Source organism: uncultured Shimia sp., assembly GCF_947498095.1.
GTDB lineage: Bacteria > Pseudomonadota > Alphaproteobacteria > Rhodobacterales > Rhodobacteraceae > Shimia.
This window is the reverse complement of record NZ_CANMJE010000004.1, coordinates 195,533-217,950: the sequence shown is the minus strand read 5'-3', so window position 1 is coordinate 217,950 and position 22,418 is coordinate 195,533. Positions and strand designations below refer to the sequence as shown.

General features: G+C 59.0%; 20 protein-coding genes. 12 read left to right on the top strand and 8 right to left on the bottom strand.

Features of this window, described 5'->3' with window-relative positions; all coding sequences use genetic code 11:
- Positions 1–52 precede the first annotated feature (52 nt).
- The gene (locus Q0932_RS09895; protein WP_299351889.1) at positions 53–832 is read left to right on the top strand and encodes a prephenate dehydrogenase; all 780 of its coding nucleotides are present in this window, start codon (positions 53–55) and stop codon (positions 830–832) included.
- A 35-nt stretch (positions 833–867) separates the two neighbouring features.
- Here the strand turns inward: Q0932_RS09895 and Q0932_RS09890 are convergent, their stop codons facing one another.
- Positions 868–1,434 carry a GcrA family cell cycle regulator gene (locus Q0932_RS09890; protein WP_299351887.1) on the bottom strand — a complete coding sequence of 189 codons (567 nt, stop codon included), beginning with the start codon at positions 1,432–1,434 and terminating at the stop codon, positions 868–870.
- A 125-nt stretch (positions 1,435–1,559) separates the two neighbouring features.
- Between Q0932_RS09890 and Q0932_RS09885 the strand changes: the two genes are divergently transcribed.
- Positions 1,560–2,360, top strand: coding sequence for an ABC transporter permease (locus tag Q0932_RS09885; protein ID WP_299351885.1), 801 nt, complete (start codon positions 1,560–1,562; stop codon positions 2,358–2,360).
- Between the two features lie 4 nt (positions 2,361–2,364).
- Here the strand turns inward: Q0932_RS09885 and Q0932_RS09880 are convergent, their stop codons facing one another.
- The gene (locus Q0932_RS09880) at positions 2,365–3,240 is read right to left on the bottom strand and encodes a DMT family transporter (protein ID WP_299351883.1); all 876 of its coding nucleotides are present in this window, start codon (positions 3,238–3,240) and stop codon (positions 2,365–2,367) included.
- Between the two features lie 304 nt (positions 3,241–3,544).
- Between Q0932_RS09880 and Q0932_RS09875 the strand changes: the two genes are divergently transcribed.
- The 4 genes from Q0932_RS09875 (at position 3,545) to gndA (ending at position 8,418) form a co-directional block, all read left to right on the top strand.
- On the top strand, positions 3,545–4,726 hold the full coding sequence (locus tag Q0932_RS09875; protein WP_299351881.1) for an aspartate aminotransferase family protein: 1,182 nt from the start codon (positions 3,545–3,547) through the stop codon (positions 4,724–4,726).
- Between the two features lie 4 nt (positions 4,727–4,730).
- Entirely contained in the window at positions 4,731–5,657 is a 927-nt protein-coding gene (gene argF, locus Q0932_RS09870; protein ID WP_299351879.1) for an ornithine carbamoyltransferase, read from the top strand.
- 236 nt (positions 5,658–5,893) lie between these two features.
- A complete protein-coding gene (locus tag Q0932_RS09865; RefSeq protein ID WP_299351877.1) occupies positions 5,894–6,928 on the top strand; it encodes a 2-dehydropantoate 2-reductase in 1,035 nt (344 codons plus the stop codon).
- Positions 6,929–6,996: 68 nt separating this feature from the next.
- Entirely contained in the window at positions 6,997–8,418 is a 1,422-nt protein-coding gene (gene gndA / locus Q0932_RS09860; RefSeq protein ID WP_299351875.1) for an NADP-dependent phosphogluconate dehydrogenase, read from the top strand.
- Here gndA and Q0932_RS09855 read toward each other — a convergent pair.
- From Q0932_RS09855 to hrpB, 3 genes are all read right to left on the bottom strand, one after another.
- Positions 8,411–9,895, bottom strand: a complete 1,485-nt coding sequence (locus Q0932_RS09855; RefSeq protein WP_299351873.1) for an anion permease — start codon at positions 9,893–9,895, stop codon at positions 8,411–8,413. The two genes, gndA and Q0932_RS09855, sit on opposite strands and share 8 nt — an antisense overlap.
- 91 nt (positions 9,896–9,986) lie before the next feature.
- Positions 9,987–10,445 carry an NUDIX hydrolase gene (locus Q0932_RS09850; protein ID WP_299351871.1) on the bottom strand — a complete coding sequence of 153 codons (459 nt, stop codon included), beginning with the start codon at positions 10,443–10,445 and terminating at the stop codon, positions 9,987–9,989.
- 100 nt (positions 10,446–10,545) lie between these two features.
- A complete protein-coding gene (gene hrpB, locus Q0932_RS09845) occupies positions 10,546–12,990 on the bottom strand; it encodes an ATP-dependent helicase HrpB (RefSeq protein ID WP_299351869.1) in 2,445 nt (814 codons plus the stop codon).
- Between the two features lie 301 nt (positions 12,991–13,291).
- On the opposite strand from hrpB, the gene meaB reads away from it, so the two are divergent.
- The 4 genes from meaB to Q0932_RS09825 all read left to right on the top strand — a co-directional run bounded on the left by meaB (position 13,292) and on the right by Q0932_RS09825 (position 15,786).
- Positions 13,292–14,275: a methylmalonyl Co-A mutase-associated GTPase MeaB gene (meaB, locus tag Q0932_RS09840; protein WP_299351867.1), complete on the top strand. Its 984-nt coding sequence runs from the start codon at positions 13,292–13,294 to the stop codon at positions 14,273–14,275.
- Between the two features lie 235 nt (positions 14,276–14,510).
- Positions 14,511–14,801, top strand: a complete 291-nt coding sequence (gene rpmB / locus Q0932_RS09835) for a 50S ribosomal protein L28 (RefSeq protein ID WP_299351865.1) — start codon at positions 14,511–14,513, stop codon at positions 14,799–14,801.
- Between the two features lie 106 nt (positions 14,802–14,907).
- Positions 14,908–15,255 carry a hypothetical protein gene (locus Q0932_RS09830; RefSeq protein ID WP_299351863.1) on the top strand — a complete coding sequence of 116 codons (348 nt, stop codon included), beginning with the start codon at positions 14,908–14,910 and terminating at the stop codon, positions 15,253–15,255.
- 63 nt (positions 15,256–15,318) lie between these two features.
- Positions 15,319–15,786 carry a copper chaperone PCu(A)C gene (locus tag Q0932_RS09825; RefSeq protein ID WP_299351861.1) on the top strand — a complete coding sequence of 156 codons (468 nt, stop codon included), beginning with the start codon at positions 15,319–15,321 and terminating at the stop codon, positions 15,784–15,786.
- A gap of 89 nt (positions 15,787–15,875) precedes the next feature.
- On the opposite strand, the gene Q0932_RS09820 is transcribed toward Q0932_RS09825, so the two are convergent.
- Positions 15,876–16,574, bottom strand: a complete 699-nt coding sequence (locus Q0932_RS09820) for an NAD-dependent deacylase (RefSeq protein ID WP_299351859.1) — start codon at positions 16,572–16,574, stop codon at positions 15,876–15,878.
- 119 nt (positions 16,575–16,693) lie between these two features.
- Between Q0932_RS09820 and Q0932_RS09815 the strand changes: the two genes are divergently transcribed.
- Complete coding sequence (locus Q0932_RS09815) at positions 16,694–17,128, top strand: low molecular weight protein-tyrosine-phosphatase (RefSeq protein ID WP_299351858.1); 435 nt, start codon at positions 16,694–16,696, stop codon at positions 17,126–17,128.
- 61 nt (positions 17,129–17,189) lie between these two features.
- Here the strand turns inward: Q0932_RS09815 and Q0932_RS09810 are convergent, their stop codons facing one another.
- Positions 17,190–19,592: an FAD-dependent oxidoreductase gene (locus Q0932_RS09810; protein ID WP_299351856.1), complete on the bottom strand. Its 2,403-nt coding sequence runs from the start codon at positions 19,590–19,592 to the stop codon at positions 17,190–17,192.
- Between the two features lie 179 nt (positions 19,593–19,771).
- Between Q0932_RS09810 and Q0932_RS09805 the strand changes: the two genes are divergently transcribed.
- Positions 19,772–21,292 (top strand): trimethylamine methyltransferase family protein, encoded by a 1,521-nt coding sequence (locus Q0932_RS09805; protein WP_299351854.1) that lies wholly within the window; start codon positions 19,772–19,774, stop codon positions 21,290–21,292.
- 4 nt (positions 21,293–21,296) lie between these two features.
- Here Q0932_RS09805 and Q0932_RS09800 read toward each other — a convergent pair whose 3' ends face one another.
- Entirely contained in the window at positions 21,297–22,262 is a 966-nt protein-coding gene (locus Q0932_RS09800; RefSeq protein WP_299351852.1) for a LysR family transcriptional regulator, read from the bottom strand.
- Between the last annotated feature and the right edge of the window lie 156 nt (positions 22,263–22,418).

Genomic DNA, 22,418 nt, shown 5'->3' with positions numbered 1-22,418 from the left:
CAAGAGGCAGAACATCCATCCAAACACGCGGCCCTGATGACGGAGCCACACGATGGGCCATTCACACCCGCCCAGTTTGGGCCTTTTTGGATTTGGTGCTTTTGGGCGCCTTGCCGCGCAATCCCTGATCGCGCACTTTGATCTGCGCGTGTTTGATCCCGCCTATGGGCAGGCCAGATTGCCAGACGGTCGCGATCTTCCCATGGGATCGTTGGAAGAGATTGCCGCGTCGGACATTGTTGTGCTGGCTGTACCGGTGGCAAGGATGCGGCACCTTTGCACCGAGATCGCACCTTTCTTAAAACACGGCGCCGTGGTGATTGACGTCGGCTCGGTCAAACTTGCGCCGATTGTGGCCATGCGTGACGCCCTACCAGATCATGTTCAGATCGTTGGAACCCACCCCTTGTTTGGGCCACAAAGTGCCGCTGAGGGGATCGGGGGACGTAAGGTGGTAGTCTGCCCGGTCCGAGGTGCGGCGTGGCGGCAAGTGGCGGCCTTCCTGCGTTGGCTGGGGTTGGACGTCATTGTTGAGAGCGCAGAAGCCCATGACCGAGAGGCGGCCATGGTACAGGGGCTGACGCATTTGATCGCCAAGGTTTTGACCGGGATGGGCCCCTTACCACATCGCATGACCACCGCCAGCTTTGACCTGTTGGCCGAAGCTGTGGGTATGGTGAAGGATGACCCACCCACTGTGCTGCACGCCATTGAGGCGGCCAACCCCTTTGCCGCTGTGGTGCGTGAAGCGTTTTTTGCAGGTGCTGAAGACTTGCGAACACGGTTTGAGGCCGAAGAAGGCAGCTACCAAAAGGAAACCCCCGCGGCCTGAGGACCACGGGGGTTACAGGTTTTAGTGATTGAGTCTTAGCGTTTGCGGTCGCGTCGTGCGCTCATGGGCTGGAACGCCACGCCGACATGGGCATCGCAATAGGGTTTGCCCGCTTGAACCGGTAAACCGCAGAACCAGAAATCATCGGTTGCAGGGTCTCCGACCGGCCACTTGCAGGTGCGCTCGGTCAGTTCCATCAGCGACAGCTTCTTGGCCGATTTCTCAATCTCGCTGACCTTGGCAAGCGCCTCGGGGCTAATCTCATTGGCCGATGGTTGCGGCGGCAGGGGTTGGCCGGCGGGAATGATCGCCTTGCGGGCTGCAGACATCACCGGTTTGGCCGGTGCTGGCTCGGGCTTTGGCTCGGCCTTGGGCGCAGAGGGTTTTGCCGCTGCCTTGGGCTTGGGGGCTGCCTTGGGTTTTGCCTCGGCCTTGGGTTTGGCGTCAGATTTGGTCGCGCGGTTCGACAGGCCCAACCGGTGGACTTTGCCAATCACCGCGTTGCGGGTCACGCCGCCGAGTTCCTTGGCGATCTGGCTTGCAGACTGGCCTTCGCCCCACATCTTTTTCAAAAGCTCTACGCGCTCGTCGGTCCAGGACATCGCAACTTCCCTAACTAATAAAGCGGCCCCGACGGACCGCCCTTCATTTCTTGGTCGAGGGCCTATTGTAGTCACCCCTGTCCGAGTTACAAGGCAGAGAATCAGCGAAACGGGGCAGGGACGCCATGAATCAGCTTGAAATGGGCGTGCGCCGCTTTGGTCGGGTGAACTGGCTGGGGCTATATACACTGGCTTTGCGCGAAATTACGCGTTTCGTAGTGGTCTGGACGCAGACGCTTTTGGCACCATTGGTCACAGCCGGATTGTTCCTGATGATCTTTACCATCGCTGTGGGGTCGCGGCGGGGCGAGGTCATGGGCGTGCCATTCATCGAGTTTCTGGCCCCGGGCATTCTGATGATGACGGTGATCCAGAACAGTTTTGCCAATACATCGTCGTCGCTGGTGATCTCTAAGGTGCAAGGCAATATCGTTGACACGCTGATGCCGCCGTTGGCACCGCTGGAACTGGTGCTGGGGTATCTGGCGGGCGGTGTTGTGCGCGGCACTTTGGTGGCGCTGGCCATTACGTTGGGGCTTTGGCTGTTTCTCGGGATCGGCGTTGCGCATCCGCTGTGGGCGCTGGCGTTTGTTGGTTTGGGCGGTACGCTGTTGGGGATCGTGGGCATCATCGCCGGATTGTTTGCCAACAAGTTTGACCAGATGGCCGCGATCACAAACTTTATTGTCACGCCCTTGGCCTTTTTGTCAGGGACGTTTTATTCCGTCACAGCGTTGCCGCCAGTGTTGCAGACCGTCACCCGCTTCAACCCAATCTTTTACCTGATTGATGGGCTGCGCTTTGGTATGATCGGTGTGTCAGATAGCGCGCCTCAGTTGGGGCTGATCGTCGTCGTCGCGGTGATACTGGTTTTGGGCACGGTGGCTTGGGCCATGCTGAAGACTGGCTTTCGCCTTAAGAGTTGACGCCTCAGCGACGTCGCGATTCCCGCCAGGCCAAGACCGCGGCACCCGTCAGGATCAGTCCCGCACCTGCCCATGAGACCGGATCGGGCACCACCTGAAAAGTCACCGCGTCATAGAGCGTTGCGAATGCCAGCGTTGTGTAGAAGAACGGAGAGACGAAACTGGCGTCGGCCAATCGCACTGCGTTGACAAAACAAGTTTGGGCAAGTGCCATCAAGCCTCCGATCCCGGCCAATGCGACCCATTGTGCAGGGGTGGGGGCAATCCAAACGAAACTCGCCGCAGCGCTGGACAGAAACACGCCCAAAAGGTTGTTCACCCACAGGATCTGGAACGGGCTTTCCCGGGAAGACAGGCGTTTTATCAGGATCAGCTCAGCGCCCAGAAGCATGGCCGAGGCCAGCGCGATCAGGGCTCCGACTTGCAAGGCACCTGCACTCGGGCGCATCAGGATTGCAGCACCCAATAGGGCAATCACGGCGGACAGCCAGCGCCAAGGACCGACCCGCTCGCCCAAAAAAGGGATCGCCAGCATCATCGCAAAGACCGGGTTTAGAAAGCTGATGGCGGTGGCATCCGAGAGAGGGATAAAAGCTGCGGCTGCAAACATCATGGTCACGCCGCCCCATCCCAGACTCGACCGGCCCAGATGGAGCCCCCAATTCGGGTGCTGCAATCGGGGGCGCAGAATGATTGCGCTTGTCGAGATGAGCATAAACGCAAACAGGAACCGCCCCTGACTGATTTGCAATGCGTGCAGCGGCGCGCCGAGTGCTCCTGTTCCGAGCGCTTTGGCCAAGAGGGTTGTCCCAGCCACAAAGCCCGAGGCCAGCACCGTCAGCGAAGCGGCAAGAACAGGGTTTTGGGGCGTGCGCGTCATGTGCTGACGATTGGCCCCTGACACTGGGTCGCACAAGGCTAAATATGTCGCTGTCTCAAATTTGGGGTTCTCAAGGTCATCCAAGGCCGCTATGCACGCCGCATGGGAAACCAGTACGCATATTTCGGCGCTCGACGCCTACGACGCAACCGACGCCGATAACCCGGCAGCGGTTCGTTTCGTTGCGCCCAAGGCGCAGCATCTTCCCATAAATTGCGCCGGATGCGCGCATCTCACTTTCACATTGTTGACTTGATCGCTCGCGTGGGGCAACCACGGGGCTTCTGAATACGAGGACAGGACCATGATCCCATCTGTTTTACCGACCTATAACCGGGCACCGCTGACCTTTGTCAAAGGCGAAGGCGCATGGATGATCGAGGCGGATGGGCGACGTTTTCTCGACGTTGGTGCAGGCATTGCGGTGAACGTTCTTGGCCACGCCAACCCGGTGCTGGTTGATGCGCTGACAACACAGGCCAATGCGCTGTGGCATGTCTCAAATCTCTACAACATCACCCAACAAGAGGCATTGGCCGACAAGCTGGTCGATGCAACCTTTGCTGATACGGTGTTCTTTACCAATTCCGGCACGGAAGCCTGCGAGTTGGCCGTCAAAATGGCCCGCAAATACTGGTATGAAAAAGGCCAACCCGCAAAGGTCGAGATCATCGGCTTTGACGGGGCCTTTCATGGTCGCTCGTCTGCTGGCATCGCGGCGGCGGGTGGTGAAAAGCTGACCAAGGGCTTCGGGCCCCTTCTACCGGGCTTTAAACACCTGACATGGGGCGACGTTGCCGCGGTGAACGAAGCGATTACGCCGGAAACCGCGGCAGTGATCGTCGAGCCTGTGCAGGGCGAGGGTGGTATTCGTCCGATGGACGATGGCGACCTGCAAGAGCTAGCCCATATCTGTAAGGAAAACGACGTTCTGCTGATTTTGGACGAGGTGCAATGCGGCGTGGGCCGGACTGGCAAGCTGTTTGCCCACGAATGGGCGGGTATCACACCGGACATCATGATGGTCGCCAAGGGCATTGGCGGCGGCTTTCCCTTGGGCGCCGTACTGGCCAGTGAAGAGGCCGCGAGTGGCATGGTCGCAGGCACGCATGGGTCGACCTATGGCGGCAACCCGCTGGCCTGTGCCGTCGGCTGCGCCGTTATGGACACCGTGGCGACGCCTGACTTTCTGGACGACGTAAACCGCAAAGCGGGGCTGTTGCGTCAGAAACTAGAGGGGCTGGTTGCCTCATATCCAGACCTCTTTGAAGAGGTGCGCGGGTCCGGGCTTATGATGGGGCTGAAATGCTACGCATCCAATATGGATATTGTGACTGCGGGCTATGACGCCGAGATTGTGACCGTGCCTGCTGCAGACAACGTGGTGCGCCTGTTGCCGCCACTGAATATTTCCGATGACGAGATTTCCGAGGCCGTCAAACGGCTGGAAACTGCGGCCGCAGCTGTTGCCGCGAAAAAGGATTAATCCGATGAAACACTTTCTCGATATCAACAAGACCGAGGTCGCCGACCTGCGGGGCATGATTGACAGCGCACTTGCAATGAAAACGGCGCGTCTGGGGCGTCCCAAAGGGGCACTGGACGACGAGCAGCCGCTCAAGGACCACATGGTGGCGTTGATCTTTGAAAAACCATCAACCCGGACCCGCGTTAGTTTTGACGTGGGCGTACGTCAGATGGGTGGTCAGACGATGGTGCTGTCGGGCAAGGAAATGCAGTTGGGGCATGGCGAGACCATTGCCGACACCGCGCGGGTTCTCAGCCGCTATGTCGATCTCATCATGATCCGGACGTTTGAGGAACAGGTCCTGTTAGAACTTGCCGAGTATGCCGACGTGCCAGTGATCAATGGCCTTACCGATCGCTCGCATCCCTGCCAGATCATGGCGGACATTCTGACTTACGAAGAGCATCGCGGCCCGATTACAGGCAAAAAGGTTGTCTGGTCGGGGGATGGCAACAATGTTTGCTCTTCTTTCCTGCATGCCGCTGGCCAGTTCGGGTTCGACCTGACGTTTACCGGGCCTGCGGTGCTGGACCCCGAAGATGTCTTTGTCGCCGAAGCGCGCAGCAAGGGCGTGACAGTCTCAATCGAGCGCGATCCGGTTAAAGCTGTCGAAGGTGCCGACCTCGTGGTCACCGATACCTGGGTCAGCATGCATGACGCGCAATCCGCGCGCGAGCGCCGCCACAACCAACTGCGCCCTTATCAGGTCAACGAAGAGTTGATGTCGCATGCCAAGCCCGATGCTTTGTTCATGCATTGCCTGCCTGCGCACCGCGACGAAGAGGCCACCAGCGCCGTTATGGATGGTCCACATTCGGTGATTTTTGACGAGGCCGAAAACCGTATGCATGCGCAAAAAGCGGTCATGCGGTGGTGCCTCGGTCAGTAACACACAGCCAAAAATGCAAGATATGAACGGCCTTGCCCTGGGGCAGGGCCGTTTATATTTTGCAGAAATGTCAGGGTGCTTGCGGCTTTTTCGAAGTAAAAGACACAAAAATGCCCTATTCTCTACCCAATCTCGCGAGTCGCGAACTGCCGCGGTCTTGTGACTTTTGTGACCAGTGTTTTGTTTCTTGGTTTTCTCTTTTGTGAGGCTGATGTGTTTGGCTTCTGGGGACAGACATGAACGACGCACCGATGAACAAACATGGGGGCCCACAAATTGTCGTTGCGGGGGCCGGCAGCGTTGGCTGCTTCGTTGGCGGGCTTTTGGCCCGAGGCGCCTATGACGTAACTCTCTTGCTCCGTCCGGCTTTGGCCGAGACCCTTTTGCGGCAAGGTCTGACACTCACCAGTTTTACGGGAATGGACGAAGAGTTGTCTCCGGACATGTTTGGTATTCAGACTGACCCGTCCTGTCTGGCCAAGGCTGACATCATCCTTGTCACCGTCAAAAGCGGTAGCACAGAAGAGATGGGGCGCTTGATTGCGCAATACGCGTCCGAAGATGCCGTGATTGTTAGCCTGCAAAACGGCGTGGGTAATGCCGGTATCCTCAAAGACATGCTGCCCGAGCGTGATGTTCGCGCTGGCATGGTTTCCTTCAACGTTGTCAACCTGGGTGGGGGCCGGTTTCATCGCGGCACCAGTGGTGACATCCTGATCCAAAAGGGTCCAGGGCACGTGGCTCGCACGCTGAGCGTGATGGATTTGACCTTTCATGAGCGCAAGTCCATGATCCAGATTCAATGGGGCAAACTGCTGATAAATCTCAACAATGCACTGAATGCCTTGTCGGGATTAACCTTGCGCGAACAGTTGGATAGCATGCCTTGGCGACGATTGATGTCGGACCAGATGGCCGAAGCGCTGCGCGTACTGGAAAAGGCAGGGATTGAGACTGCCCCACCTTTGGGCACGCCCATTCCCATGCGGTTCATCCCCAAGATACTCCGCCTGCCGTCGCCGCTGTTTCGTCGGATCGCGCGCTCAATGCTGACGATTGATCCGCAGGCGCGCAGTTCAATGTGGGAAGACCTTGAACAGGGACGCCCAACAGAGATTGAGGAATTGCAGGGGATGATCGTTGAGCTGGCGCGCGAAAACGGCATGACCGCCCCTCTAAATCAGAACGCGGCGGAACTGATCCGCGAAGCCGAACGGCGGGGGGACGGACCACCGGGGCTGTCCGCACATGAGATCCGCCATCACCGCTGAGGCTAAGCTTGCAGCTATAGCCAATCCAGCGCAAAGTTGACCTCATAAACAGCTTTGCGAGTGGGTACATGACGAAAGCGGACATCGGGATCTATGGGCTTGGCACAATGGGCAGCGCATTGGCGCTAAACCTGGCTGAAAAAGCCTTTGATGTCGCGGTCAGTAACCGTGAAGCTGAGTGGCTTGCACCCTTCGTGGAAGAGGCCGGGGGCCTTGCGCCGCGTATTCACGCGCATGCGGACCTCGCAGAGTTCATCTCAGCTCTAAAGCCGCCAAGGCTGGTTCTGTTCATGATCCCTTCGGGAGCCCCATTAGATCAGATGATTGCCTCAGTGGCGCCGCTTCTTGATGCAGGGGATACGCTGATTGATGCTGGTAATGCCGATTTCAACGACACGCGCCGGCGTTTCAAAGACCTCAGCCAAAAAGGTTTGCATTTCGTCGGGATGGGAGTTTCTGGCGGCGAAGAGGGTGCACGTCACGGCCCTAGCCTGATGATTGGCGGCAGTGCGCCCAGCTGGAAGCGGCTAAGTCCGATGGTCGAGGCCATCGCCGCGTCATATGAAGGCCAGCCCTGTGCAGCGCATCTGGGGCCGGACGGTGCCGGGCACTTTGTGAAAACTGTGCACAACGGCATCGAATACGCCGACATGCAGATCATTGCCGAGGTCTACGGCCTGCTGCGGGATGGCGCGGATTGGGACGCGGCGCGCATTGGTCGGGTGTTTGACCGATGGAACGCTGGCCCTCTGCAAAGCTACTTGGTTGAGATCACCGCGCAGGTTTTGGCTGCGACGGATCCAGAAACAGAGGTGCCAGCCGTCGATGTCATCAAGGACAAGGCGGGCCAAAAAGGCACCGGGCGCTGGACCGTGATTGAAGCGCTTAAGCTTGGGCAATCAGCCAGTGGGGTCGAGGCTGCGGTTGGGGCTCGGGGGTGGTCTTCGGACATCGCCTTGCGCGATACGGCCTCAAGAGTTCTGGAAGCAGGCACGTCCGCGCAAGAGTTGCCGACGCTGGATGATCTTGAACGTGCGTTCGAGGCCGCCCGGATTCTGTCGCACGCACAGGGGTTTGCGGTTCTGCAAGCGGCGTCCGAGGCGTTTGAATGGGACCTTGATCTGGCGCGGGTGGCGGAAATCTGGCGCGCGGGTTGCATCATCCGATCGGCCCTTCTGGATGATTTGGCCGAGGCCATCCGAACCGACCCGCCGCATGGCGCACTAGTACTTGCGCCAGCCATCTCACAGCGTTTAAACGCCGCGATCCCGTCCTTGCGCCGGGTTGTGGCAGCTGCGGTGACGGATGGTCTGCCTGCACCCGCAATGAGCGCGGTTCTCAGTTGGTACGACAGTCTGCGGCAGGCCCGCGGCACGGCCAACGTCATTCAGGCACAGCGCGACTTTTTTGGTCGTCATGGATTTGAAAGATTGGATCAGCCCGGTGCCCATCATGGACCCTGGGCTGATCCCGAAGACCCTGTTAGCTGACCACAGCGTTGATGATCAGGAAGATCACGCCGGACATGATCGCGGCAGCAGGGACCGTGATGACCCAGGCTGCGACGATGGTCATAAAGTGACTGCGGCGCACCAGCTTGCGGCGGCGACGCTCCTCAGGGGCAATCCGTTTGGTATCAGGGCGCGTGGCGGCCGATTTGCGCAGGCGGCGCTCGGCATGCCATTCCCGGAAGAAGCCAACCCCAAACACACCACCAACGGCGATATGGGTTGAAGAGACCGGCAGGCCCAGCCACGACGCCACAATAACTGTGATTGCAGCTGAAAGAGCCACACAATAGGCGCGCATTGGGTTGAGCTTGGTGATTTGTTCACCGACCATGCGGATCAGTTTGGGGCCGAACAGGAACAGACCAAACGAGATGCCGAAGGCGCCGATAATCATCACCCATGTCGGGATCGAAACCTTGGCAGCAAAGTCACCAAATTCCGACGCGTGCACGATGGCCGCCAGAGGACCAACCGCGTTTGCCACATCGTTGGCGCCATGCGCAAAAGACAACATCGCCGCCGAGAAGACCAAAGGCAGGCCAAACAGAACCTTGAGCGACTTGTTGCGGTTCTCCAGCCCCTCGGACTGTTTGCGGATCAGCGGTGCAGTGATCACATAGGTGATGGCACCAACCACTACACCGATCATCAGCGCTGTCGTGATGTCGATCTTGACGATCCGCTTCAGCCCTTTGAGCGCCAGGTAAGAGGCAAAGGCTGCGGCCATGATACCAACGAGAACAGGCACCCATTTTCGGGCAGCGGCGATCTTGTCGTCCTGATAGATGATCTTGGCTTTGATGAAGGCCAGGAATGCTGCGGCGATGGCGCCGCCCAGAACCGGAGAGATCACCCAAGAGGCCGCAATCTTACCCATCGTGGGCCAGTTCACGGCGGTAAAACCTGCCGCCGCGATGCCAGCGCCCATAACGCCACCAACAACCGAGTGCGTCGTAGAAACTGGTGCGCCAAAAACGGTGGCCAGATTGACCCAAAGCGCCGAGGAAATCAGCGCCGCCATCATTGCCCAGATAAAGATTTTGGAATCTGCAATGCCTGCCGGGTCGATAATGCCCTTGGAAATTGTCGACACCACGTCTCCGCCAGCCAAAAGCGCACCGGCACTTTCGCACAGGGCAGCAATCACGATGGCGCCGCCCATGGTCAGCGCGTTGGCGCCCACCGCAGGGCCCATATTATTGGCAACATCATTGGCGCCAATATTGATCGCCATATAGGCGCCAAAGGCGGCTGCAGTGATCACGATCATGTTCGAGGGGTAGTCGCCGTAGAACAACCCGGCGACAAGCCCGGCTGAAACGATAAAGATCAGGGCAATGCCCAGACCTACCAGCGGGCGCGACACATATTGTGTGGCGGTTTCCAGATGAGAAAAGCGGTGCAGGTCGCGATCAAGTGTTTCCAGATGATCGGCATCGTTGGGTTGATTGCTCACAAGTTGTCCCCCTCGGCAGCAGAATTGAGCCCGCACTAGGCGAGCCGCTTCTGCATAGCAAGCGGGTTGTCATAAAAACATTACAAAAGTGTCACAGACTACGCAGTAATTCCTGTAACTGCGGTTCGTCGACCATGTTCGCAGCGATTTGCGGCGTGACCCACTTACGCGTACGTTCATTGGCCTCGGGGTATTTGTCGCTCAACCGATCAACTTTGACCGAGAACACGACGGTCTCAACTCGGACCGGCAGGCCGCTCTTGAGTTCCTTGTCGTAGTCATAGGTGCCAAGCGCTTCGTCCAGAACTTCTGCCTTTTTCACGCCAGCCTCTTCCCAGGCTTCTTGCAACGCGCTTTCGGCAGCGTTTTTGCCATCGATTGGCCAGCCCTTTGGAATGACCCAACGGCCTGTGTCCCGGCTGGTGACAAGCAGCACTTTTTTGGTGCCAGCTTCGGTGCGATGGCACAGTGCCGCGACCTGTAGCCTTTTGGGGCGACGCAGCAATGGCGTCACCACGCTTTGCAGCGCATTTATCAGTGTATCTGTCATCGGTTTTTCCGACTGCTCGTATTGTTCGCGTGATGTCTGTGCTTTGTATATACAATGCTGTCGCAGAAAATTCAACCCTAGCCTTTGATTCCAAAGGAAATCAGCTTTTTCGGCGCTTTGCGCGAAGCGTGGGATCGGCCTGTGTCGGGTCTTCGGGCCATGGATGTTTCGGATAACGGCCACGCATGTCCTTGCGCACATCAACATAGGATGTGGCCCAGAAACCGGGGATGTCCAAAGTGGTCTGCACCGGGCGCCCGGCTGGTGATAACAGCGTCACACGCAATGGCGTGTTGCCGACCATCGGGTGGCTGGTCTGGCCAAACATTTCTTGCAGCCGCAGCGAAATCTCAGGGTGTTCCCCCGCGTAATCAATTGGAATTCGCCGGTCGAGCGGCGTCGTGAAATGCGCAGGTGCCAGCCAGTCTACCAATTGCATTTGGGACCAGTCCAGCATGCCGCGCAACGCATCCAGTACGTCATACCGCTTCCAGTGTTCCGCGGTTTTCACCCCGCCCAGATGCGGCAAGAGCCAAGTGTCGATCGTTGTGAGCAACGCCTCATTAGACATGTCCGGCAGATCATGTCCTGCTTCGCGAAGCAACGTCACCCGCGCGACAAAGCGTCGTGCCGCGTCAGACAAGGATAAGCCGAGATCGCGCACGCCTTCCAACATCGCCGAGGCTATGGCGCTGTCCGGGGCGTCGTTCCACGCGCGATCATCCAGGGCTATGGCGCCAAACATCTCTTGGCGGCGCGCCACCACACGGCGCTCGCGTTTGGACCAAGCGCATTGATCTACCCAAGCAATCTGATCGCCAAAACGGTCGCGGATTTCGCTTTCGGTGATCTGGATGGCCTGTCGAATGCGGGCTTCGCGCGGGTTGCCATCTGTATCAGTGACCACGATCAGCCGGGCACCGGCCAAAGGATCGGTGTCTTGCATCACGGCGCCTTTGCCGCCAGACAACACAAAGCGCGCAGCATCGCCTTTGCGGTGCAGGCCAACGCGATCAGGATACGCCAACGCTGCCATTTCAGCCGGGCTCATGGGTGCCCCTGCCGGGGTTTTGGTGGATTTGGCCAACCTCCGGGCCTCGTCACGAATGGTGTTCAGCGCCGCGCGGTTCAACTGGTAGGGGCGTCGCTCGGCAAAACCCTTGGGGTCGCGCAAGGCCTCCAGTCGCAAGGACAGGTCCACGGGGGCCGTGCGACCCAAGGGGTCGCGGGCTGCCAACAAAGCCGCGAGCGGCGCGGCCTCGGGGCCCGCCAGTTTCAGCATGTGAGACAGGCGCGGGTGCAGGGGCAGGGCGGCGAGCTGGCGACCATGGGCGGTGATGCGGTTGTCTTTGTCCAAGGCATCCAACATCCGCAGCACGGTCTGGGCTTCAGCAAAAGTCCCGGCATTGGGAGGAGACAAAAACCCGAGGTCTTCTGGCTTGGCACCCCAGAGGGCCAGTTCCAATGCCAAGCCAGTCAGGTCTGCGGCTTCGATTTCGGCGGGCGGATAGGGCAAGAGCGCGCCTTCTTCGCCCTTGGTCCACAGCCGGTAACACGTTCCTTCAGCAACCCGGCCCGCACGGCCCCGGCGCTGGGTGGCTTCGGCACGGGTAACGCGCTCGGTGACAAGACGCGACATGCCCGAACCTGGGTCAAATCTGGCGCGGCGTGCGCGGCCTGCGTCAACAACCACGCGAATGTCCTGAATGGTCAGCGAAGTTTCCGCGATCGACGTGGCCAGAACCACTTTGCGTCCCGTTTCCGCGGGTCGGATGGCAGCTTGCTGATCTTTGAAGGGCATTGCGCCAAACAAAGGGCGCAGGTGGCAGTCTTCTGGCAGGGACAAGAGAGATTTCACCCGGCGGATCTCACCTTCACCCGGCAGAAACACCAGCACGCCCCCGTTGGTTTCCTGCACCGCCTGTTGCACCAGCCGCGCGGTCGCCTGTTCCAACCGATCCTCTTTGCGCATGGGTTTCTCAAGCCAGCGCGTTTCAACCGGATAGCTTTGCCCTTCAGAAGTGATGACGGGGGCGTCGCCCATCAACACGGCCACCGGCTCGGCGTCCAAAGTGGCCGACATTGCCAACAGGATCAGGTCTTCGCGCAACGCGTCGCTGATCTCAAGACACAGGGCCAGCCCCAAATCAGCATTCAGTGAGCGTTCGTGAAACTCGTCAAAAATCACCACACCGATGCCTTTGAGTTCGGCGTCAGACTGGATCATGCGGGTCAGAATGCCCTCGGTCACCACCTCGATGCGTGTATCGGCGCTGACCCGGCTTTCGCCTCTGACGCGATATCCGACGGTCTGGCCTGTCTTCTCACCCAAGGTGCTTGCCATCCGCTCTGCCGCCGCGCGGGCCGCAAGCCGTCGCGGCTCCAGCATCAAAATGCGCTTGTCGGTCAGGTTTGCCTTGAGAATTTCCAGCGGAACAACCGTGGTTTTTCCGGCCCCGGGCGGTGCCTGCAAGACGGCCCGGCCGCGCGTTTTCAGCGCGGTCATCAGCGGGGCAATCACATCGTGGATCGGCAAAACACTCATGTGACCCTTATCTGGCAATGGGCAGGGCGGGTCCAGTGTGCTTCAGCGGCCTGTTCCCACCGCAGAGCTACGTCGCACGCAGCGAAGGATCCATGCGGTGACGCATTGTGCAGGACCCGTGTCGGTATCACGGTGCTCCACAGGAATGCTTCGCGATATTCGTGACCAGTGCTCACTGCACAAAAGTCGATGCAAGCGATTGGGGTGCGACCCGGACGCTCTGGACTTTTGTAGTGCGGGCAAGGCATGTAACCACCGCAGAGACACCAAAGCGCACGCGCCGGACAGTTTGGAAGTTGCCATGAATATCGAAGAGCTGCGAGACAAGATATTGAAACAGGACCGTCGGGCGCTGGCCCGGGGGATCACACTTGTCGAAAGTGCCCGCGCGGATCATCGCACACAGGCGGCCGAGCTGCTCGAAGCCTTGCGTGGTGAGGGCAAGCAGGCGTTGCGAGTCGGCTTGTCAGGAACACCCGGTGTCGGCAAGTCCACCTTTATCGAGAGCTTTGGCATGATGCTGACAGCGCAAGGCAAGCGCGTCGCTGTGCTGGCGGTTGATCCATCCTCGACGCGGTCTGGTGGCTCCATTCTGGGAGACAAAACCCGGATGGAGCGCCTCAGCCGTGACAGAAACGCATTCATTCGCCCATCGCCCAGCCAATCGCATCTGGGGGGCGTGGCGCGGCGTTCTCGCGAAGCCGTGGCTTTGTGTGAAGCGGCTGGGTTTGACGTTGTCCTGATCGAAACCGTGGGTGTTGGGCAGTCTGAAACCGTTGTCGCAGAAATGTCCGATTTGTTCCTGCTATTGCTGGCTCCGGCGGGCGGTGATGAATTGCAGGGTGTCAAGCGCGGCATCATGGAAATGGCTGACATCATTCTGGTGAACAAGGCCGACGGCGACTTGAAGCCTGCCGCCATGCGCACCTGTGCCGATTATGCAGGCGCCTTGCGTCTGCTGAGAAAACGACCACAAGATCCAGTTGGGTTTCCAAAGGCGATGACTGTCTCTGCCGTTGAGGAAAATGGTCTGGATACAGCCTGGGACGAGATGACCGCATTGACAGACTGGCGGCGTGAAAACGGCCATTGGGAAAGGCGCCGCGCTCAACAGGCTCAGTTCTGGTTCCACGAAGAGGTCAAGCAGGGCTTGCTCGCACGGTTGCAACAAGGTGACGTACAAGAGGCGTTGGCGGCCCTCGAAGGCCGCGTAGCTGCAGGTGAGGTGACGCCGTCGAGCGCGGCAGACAAGGTCTTGTCCATTCTGGACGTCTCCGCTCACTAGAGCTTCGTATTGCCAAAAATACTCCGGGGTGTGCGCCCATGAGGCGCGAGGGGCAGCGCCCCTTGCCACAAATCAGGTAAACGGCAGTGTTTCGCCAAAAACCTTGCCTTGAATCACTTGACGCCCCCTGTTTTTCGGCCTAATCACCCCGAACGAATTTCCGGGCGCTGCCGTGACGGCGCCCTTTAGTATTGTCGGGGTCTGACCCCGTGGACCGAAAAACGAGGATGAACCCATGTCGCGTCGTTGCGAACTGACCGGAAAAGGCCCGATGACTGGCAACAATGTCAGCCACGCAAAGAACCGTACCCGCCGCCGTTTTCTGCCGAACCTGAATGACGTGACCCTGCAGTCCGAAATTCTGGGTCGCGGCGTTAAGCTGCGCATCTCAGCAGCTGCTCTGCGCACCGTCGATCACCGTGGTGGTCTGGATGCCTTCATGGCGAAATCCAAAGACGAAGAGCTGTCGGCAAACGCGCTGAAAGTGAAAAAAGAGATTGCCAAGGCACAGGCTGCAAACGCCTGAACCACTTGACGATCGGACAGTGAAGACAGCCCCGCGCGGACACTCCGCCGGGGCTGTTTCCTTTTGTCGCTATGGCTTCCTGCGGAGGAAGGTTTAGATTGGCGACATGATACGGCTTCGCAAGCAAATCGCGATTCTATTGGTGGCTGTCTTGGTGTTGACTGGGCACAGCATGGCCATTGCGCGCGGCATGCCGACGGCCTCGGGGGTGATGGAACTGTGCACCGGCAGCGGCCCCGTGATGATTGCGGTCGATGCCGAGGGCAATCCGACCGGCCATACCCATATCTGCCCTGAATTCAGCCTGTCTCTGATGGACGCCGTAGCGCCTGTCCCTGCGCTGGCGGTTCCGGTTGAGACGCGCGGGCAGAAGATAACCAGTGTTCATGACGTTTCGCTCGGTGTGATTCGAGCCGTCGAGGCGTCAGCCCGCGCACCGCCGCGCGCGTCCTGAGTAATCTTGCTCTGATCTCGACGAACCCCCAACACACGACGAATTTTTACAGGAGTGACACTGATGTCGCTGAAATCCATTGCCGCCATCGCTGCGGCGACCCTCACCTTTGCTCTGCCTGCTTTTGCCGATGGCATGATCATGGTCGATGACCCCTATGCCCGCACGGCAGGTAAATCTGCCAAAACTGGCGCGGCGTTCATGACGCTGATGAACCATGGGGCAGAGGACGACCAGTTGATCGAGGCACGGTCCGATGTGGCCAAGCGCGTTGAATTGCACACGCACAAGGAAACCGCAGATGGCGTGATGCAGATGATGCACGTCGAAGAAGGTTTTGCCATCCCCGCGGGTGGCTCGCATATGTTGATGCGCGGTGGAGACCACGTGATGTTCATGGGACTAACCCGTGCGCTGGAACATGGTGACACGGTTAATGTGACGCTGGTATTTGAAAAGGCCGGGGAGGTTGAAGTGTCGATCCCGGTCGACCTTGAGCGCAAGCCAATGCATGGCAAGATGAATCACTAAGGGGTGGGTTCCACCTCAGGCTCCCGCGGGAAGCCCTCATTGAAACGCAGGCCGGGAGATTTTCCGGCCTGTTTGCATTGTGCCAGCCGTTACCGGGAAAGCTCTTGAGCGACCCAAAGGGGGACAATTTCCGTGGCGGGTCCGAAACTGGTCTCTGCAAAGTCAGAAACCCGTGAAGAGGGTTCCAGATTCAACTCGATCGTATGTGCGCCTGCGCGTTGGGCTTCTTGCACGAAAGCTGCGGCGGGATAAACCTCGCCCGACGTCCCGATGGCCACAAATAAATCGGCGCTGTCGAGGTGATCCCAGATCACGTCCATGAAATAGGGAATCTCACCAAACCAGACAATATCTGGCCGGGTGCTGGTGCGCTGGCAGGCTGGGCAGCTGTCTGTCTTGTGCATGTTCGCGGGGGCCTCCCATCTATGCCCACATGAGCCACAAAGTGCGCCCGCGAGATGCCCGTGCATGTGCAGGACAGATTGCACGCCCGCCTTTTCATGCAGGCTGTCGACGTTCTGGGTCACGATGACGACCTCACCGGGGTGGTCGCGTTCGAGTTCTGCCAATGCGTGATGGGCTGCATTTGGTGTGGCCTCAGCCGCTTGAACCCGGCGTGCATTGTATAACGCATGCACTAGATCGGGGTTGCGGTGAAATCCTTCGGGTGTGGCGACATCTTCGATCCGATGCTGCGCCCAAAGCCCGCCCTCGTCGCGAAACGTACCCAGCCCGCTTTCGGCCGAGATGCCTGCGCCAGTCAGGATGACGATCTTCTCATGCGCCATGTGGTCCTCGTTGCTTGGTTTGCTCCCAAGGTGGCAGGTCTCGCACAGAGCGGCAAGCGGGCTTGACGCCTGTTTGGATTGGGCCAATACCGGTCGTACGGGATGATGAGAGGTGTTCAGTGAGAGTTCTGTTTGTCTGTCTTGGGAATATTTGCCGATCACCAGCCGCCGAAGGTGTCTTTCGTACGATGGCTGCAGATGTGGAAACGGACAGTGCTGGCACCGGAAGTTGGCACGTCGGTGAGCCGCCTTATGGACCGATGCAAACGGCAGCAAGGGATCGCGGCTATGATCTGACAGATCTGCGCGCGCGCCAGTTTGTAGCAGCGGACTTTGACCAATTTGACCTGATCATTGGAATGGACGCGAGTAACATCTCAAACATCGAACGGTTGCGCCCTGCCGGGAATGAGACGCCAGTACGTCTGTTCACGGACTATGCTCCGGAAAGTGGCGCCCAGGAAGTGCCTGATCCCTATTACACGCGCGACTTCGACGGGGCGCTTGATCTTGTGGAGCACTGTTCGCGGGGATTGGCGGCTGCGATCACGTGAGATAGCGCCGAAGGCAAGAACAGGGTGCCTCCGGCGGGAGTACTTGCGCCAAAATGAAGACCTAGCTGCGCACTAGTGTATTGTCCGGATCATAGCGGCAGGCCGGGACGATCTCGGCAGCGACGGGTTGGCCGAGAATGTCGACGGTAAGGGGTGCATCACTTTTGTCGATAAAGCCCATGGCGAGGTTTTCATTGACCCGGTGACCCCAGTCCCCAGAAGTGATTGTTCCGACGATTTGACCGCCCGCACGAATAGACGCGCCGGGCTGGGCCGGGGCTTCCGTGGTGGCGAGCCGGAGCGTAGCAAAAGTCTTGCCTGAGGGTGTGTCCAGCCGTTTCTGCAGCGCGGATTTGCCGATAAAATCAGCTTTGCCCATTTTCACGAACCGGGCCAAATCAGACTCAAACGGATCAAATTCGGTGATCAGGTCTGCCTTCCAGTGGCGATAGCCTTTCTCAAGGCGCATCGACTCAACCGCCCGGGCTCCGAACAGGGTCAATTCGTGCTCGGCTCCGACCTCACGCAGGGCGGTGTAGGCCGCATAGAGCGAAGCGTTGGGGACGTGGATTTCATAGGCCAATTCACCCGAGAAGCTGACAGCCATGACCACGGCCGGGGCATAGCCGACAAAGGCATTGCGAACGGACAGCCAGGGGAAGGCCTCGACAGACCAATCGTCGCGAGAAACCGCGCCAAGCACGTCTCGAGCGCGAGGGCCCGCGAGCACAAGGATGGTATGTTCGTTGGTCAGGCTGCGAATGCTGACGCCTTTGGGTGCGTGCGCGGTCAACCAATCCATGTCATGCAGCTCCGACGCTGCGGCAGAGCCATACCAGATGCGCCCGTCAGGCAGGTTAGCGATGGTGGCCTCGGATTTGATGCAGCCGTGGTGGTTCAGGAGGTAACCCAACCCCACGCGCCCCGGTTTGCGCGTGACAAATCCGCAGAACATGGTGTCCAGCCAGTCGCGCGCGCCGTCTCCTTCGATCTCAAAACGGTTAAAGCCGTTGACCTCGGTCAGGCCAACGCCTGATTGCACGGCTTTAACCTCAGCCGCGACCACGTCGAATGCTTCGTTGAAGCGATAGCCGTGGGTCTCGTGGAAATCCGGTGAGGGCTTGATGTAATCCGTGCGCTCCCAGCCGTTGACGGGTGTGAATTCCGCGCCCTCGGCCTGCAGAACAGGGGTCAGGGGCGTGGTTTTGGCAAAGCGCCCGGCGGGGCGATGTTCATGCGGGAAGTGAAAGCGGAATTCGTTCTGATAGTCTTCGATGGCCTTCAAGGTACATAGCTCGACGTTGGTGTGCCCGGCAAAGCGGCGTGGGTCGATGCACCATGTATCATAGCAAGCTTCGCCATGAACGATCTGTTGCGCCAGCATCCAGCCATGCCCGCCGCCCTCTCCAAGGCCTGCGCGCAGGCCAATGATGCAAAAGGCATTCTTTTTCCCTGGGATCGGGCCAACCAGAGGCGCGCCATCAATCGTATAGGTGATGGGTCCGTTCACGATTGTGCGAATACCGGTTTCAGCGAGGGCCGGCATGCGGGCAAAAGCCCCTTCCAGAACGTCCATCACACGGTCAAGGTCATCCGGACAGAGCGCATTGACAAAGTTCGGATCGATACCGTCCATGCCCCAAGTCTTGCAGTCTTGTTCGTAAAAGCCGACCAAGAGGCCGTTCTTTTCCTGACGGCTGTAATAGTCGCTGATCGGGCAGCGCAACAATGGCATGCGGTGGCCAGCTTCAATGATTTCCGGGATATCTTCGGTCAGGAAGTACTGATGCTCCATTGAGGTCACCGGGTGATGTACGCCCATCATGGCCCCCACTTCGTTCACACGGTAGCCACAGGCGTTGACCACGATTTCGCAATCGATATCGCCGTGTTCGGTGTGTACGGTCCAGCTGTCATCGGGATGTTGGGTCAGGCCAGTGACGGGCGTGTTGCGATAGACTTCCGCGCCTGCCTTGCGGGCGCGTCGGGCAAGTGCCTGGCACAGCTGAGCCGGATCGATGTCCCCATCATGCGGGTCCCAGAGGCCGCCAACGAGGTTGTCGGTTGAGATCAACGGATGGCGGCGGGCGCATTCTTCGGCGTCGATCACCTCAAACTCAACGCCCATGGCGGCAGCTTGGCTGACAAAGTGGCGGTAGCCGTCCATCTGTGCCTCGGTATTGGCAAGTCGGATGCCGCCATCGCCATAATGATAGCCCACCGGGTAATCCGGATCAGCGGCAAGATCGCGGTAAAGCTCGATCGAATGGGATTTCAAACCCACCATGGTTTGGTTCATGCCAAAATTGGTGACCTGCGCCGCTGAATGCCACGTTGTACCGCTGGTCAGTTCGTTGCGTTCGACCAGAACGACGTCGCTCCAGCCCTCTTGTGTGAGGTGATAGAGCGCGGAACATCCGGCAATACCGCCGCCGATTACAACAACCCGAGTGGTGGATTTCATGGAAGCCTCCTAAATCTGTTCGGATGATTTCAGGGATTGGCATGACCCGGCGCAATGGTGATTTTGCAGATTAAGGAAATCAAAAATGATGGATTTGAGAATTTGAAACACGTCAAATGAGCTTGCCCGAAGGTGCTCGAGTGCTTTCTGAATTGCAAAAAAGGGGCAACGGATCGGTCATGGATACGCCAAGGAATGCTAAACGCCGGTCGGGGCGTAAAGAAAAGCTGGCTCAGCGGGCGGCGCCTGTTGCGGTGAACCCTTGTCCGCCAGGGCAGGTCGGCGGCACCTACAACCCACTCACAGAACGGGAATGCCGTGCGATCTATGACACGGCGTTGCGATTGCTGGATGATCTCGGCATGGGCGAAGTCCCGGCAACTTTGCAGGGCCAACTGGTGGCCCATGGCGCGAGGTTGAAAGGCGAGCGGGTGCAATTGCCGCCGGCACTGGTTGAGGCAGCGATTGCAGCGGCCCCCAGCGCGTTTACTCTGCATGGCCGGGATCCCAAACGCGCCATTCAAGTTGGCGACGACCGTGTACATTTTGGCACCGGTGGTGCGGCGGTGCAGGTGCTGGACTTGGACAGCGGCGACTATCGGCCAACCACGCTGCGCGACCTCTACGACTTTACCCGGCTTCAAGACGGGCTGGAGAATGTCAGCTGGTTCACCCGCTGCTGTGTGGCGACGGACATGCCGGATGAGTGGACACTGGACGTCAACACGGTCTTTGCCCTGCTCAAGGGCACGACAAAGCCGGTCGCAACGTCCTTTACTCTGGCCGAACATGTCGCGCCGATTATTGAGATGGTCGACATGGTCGATGGGGTGGGCAGTTTTGCACGCAATCCTTGGATCAAGGCGCATATCTCGCCAGTGATCTCTCCGATGCGTTATGGCGAAGACGCGGTGGACGTGACGTTGGAATGCATCCGGCATGGCGTGCCGATGAGTTGCATCACTGCCGCGCAGTCGGGAGCTACGGCCCCTGCAACTCTGGCGGGGTTTCTGGCGCAATCCTTGGCCGAAACGCTGGCCAGCCTTGTGATGGTGCATGTCTATGAGCCGGGCTATCCCATGGTGTTTTCCAACTGGCCGTTGGTGATTGACCTGCGCACCGGGGCCTTTTGCGGCGGTGGCGGCGAGATCAGCGTGATGAACGCGGCATCGGCGCAAATCTCAAACTGGCTGGGGCTGGTGTCCGGGGTCGCGTCTTCGATGACCGATGCCAAGGCGCTCGACGCGCAATACGGCATGGAAAAAGGGATCTCGGCCATGGCGGCCGGGTTGGCCGGTGGCAACCTCATCTACGAAAGCGCGGGCATGACCGCGTCATTGTTGGGCGCGTCGTTCGAGGCCTTTTTGTTGGATAACGACATGCTGGCGCATATCTACCGCGCACTGCGTGGGGTCGAAGTCACGCCCGAGACCTTGGGGTATGACGACATCGTGCAGGCGGTCACAGGCGAGGGGCATTTCCTGGGCGGCGCCCAGACCATGGCGGCGATGGAGCGCGATTACTTTTACCCAGATCTTGCCGACCGCGATCCCCCCATCACGTGGTCTGAAATGGGGCGCAAGGCTGCTTGGGCTCGTGCCAATGCACGCGCCAGAGAGCTATTGGCAAAACCTGACCCCGGCTATCTGGATGCCGCATCAGAACGCGCCGTCCGCGCCCGGTTCGACATCCGACTCTGAAGGTTTACCCATCCAGAACCCGCAGATCGCCCTCAAGCCAAGGCAACCGTCGCAGCGCCGGGTCGATCATCTGGCTTTGCACCAGGCGCCGCACCGTTCCCGCCACGTCGCGCGGCACACGGTCAGCCCAGTCCGCGCTGGCATAAAGCGAGATGTTGCGACTGAACGGGTTAAAGGGCAGGGGGTGCGCCTCGATCTCGTCGTGAAACCGCGTCGCCCGCATGTAACCCAGTGGCGTGGTCACTGCCCAACCGATCCCACGGGCGACCAGCGCCATCAGGGAGAGGTGGCTGCCGATCTCAAAGCGCTCCGAAAAGTCAAGCTTTTGGCGGGCCAGATGCGCTTCGATCTGGCGGCTGATTAGTTGTTCCTTTTCATAGCGCAACAACGTGATGTCATTCAGCAGAGCCTTGTCAAAGGGGCCGGGCGGCAACAACCCACGTGGAGCGACGATGATAAAGGGGTCGCGCACCAAAGGGTATTCGGTCACACCATCCAGCATCTCTCCGGTCGAGGCCGACACGCCGATATGCAGGCGCCGCGCTTTCATGGCGTCTGTGATCTCATGGCTGGGGGCGGTGATCAGCTTGAACCGACAGCGGGTCAGGCTCTCTGCCAGAATGGTTACCAGACGCGGCGTGAGATCGTTGTCGAAATCATCGATGATCCCCATGTTGAGTGTGCTGAGGTGCGTCAGGTCCATCACCGTCAACTCAGACTGTGCCAGTCGTAATTCTGACAGAACACTGCCTGTTCGCGTCAGGAAACTACGCCCAGCCGGGGTGAGCTGCATGGGGCGCTTGCTGTGATCCAAGAGGTCGATCCCCAGCGCGGCCTCGAGATTACGGATTTGCTGGCTGACAGCGGGTTGCGACAGGCCGGTGACTTCGGCGGCCTGAGCCACCGAGCCCGACGCCGCAAGCGCTTCGAATACTTCGAGACCACGCAGGGTTACGCCCTTCATCAGCATGTGTCATTCCCAAACAGTTTTGCTTTTTGTGAATTTGACACAGAGAGACGTCAAGGGAAAGACTGTGATATGTAGCTATGCAGGTAAGCGTTTTCGGGGTCGAAACGTCACCTGTGTTGGCTGGGTAATTTTCAGAGATTGAAATGCGACGTTGTT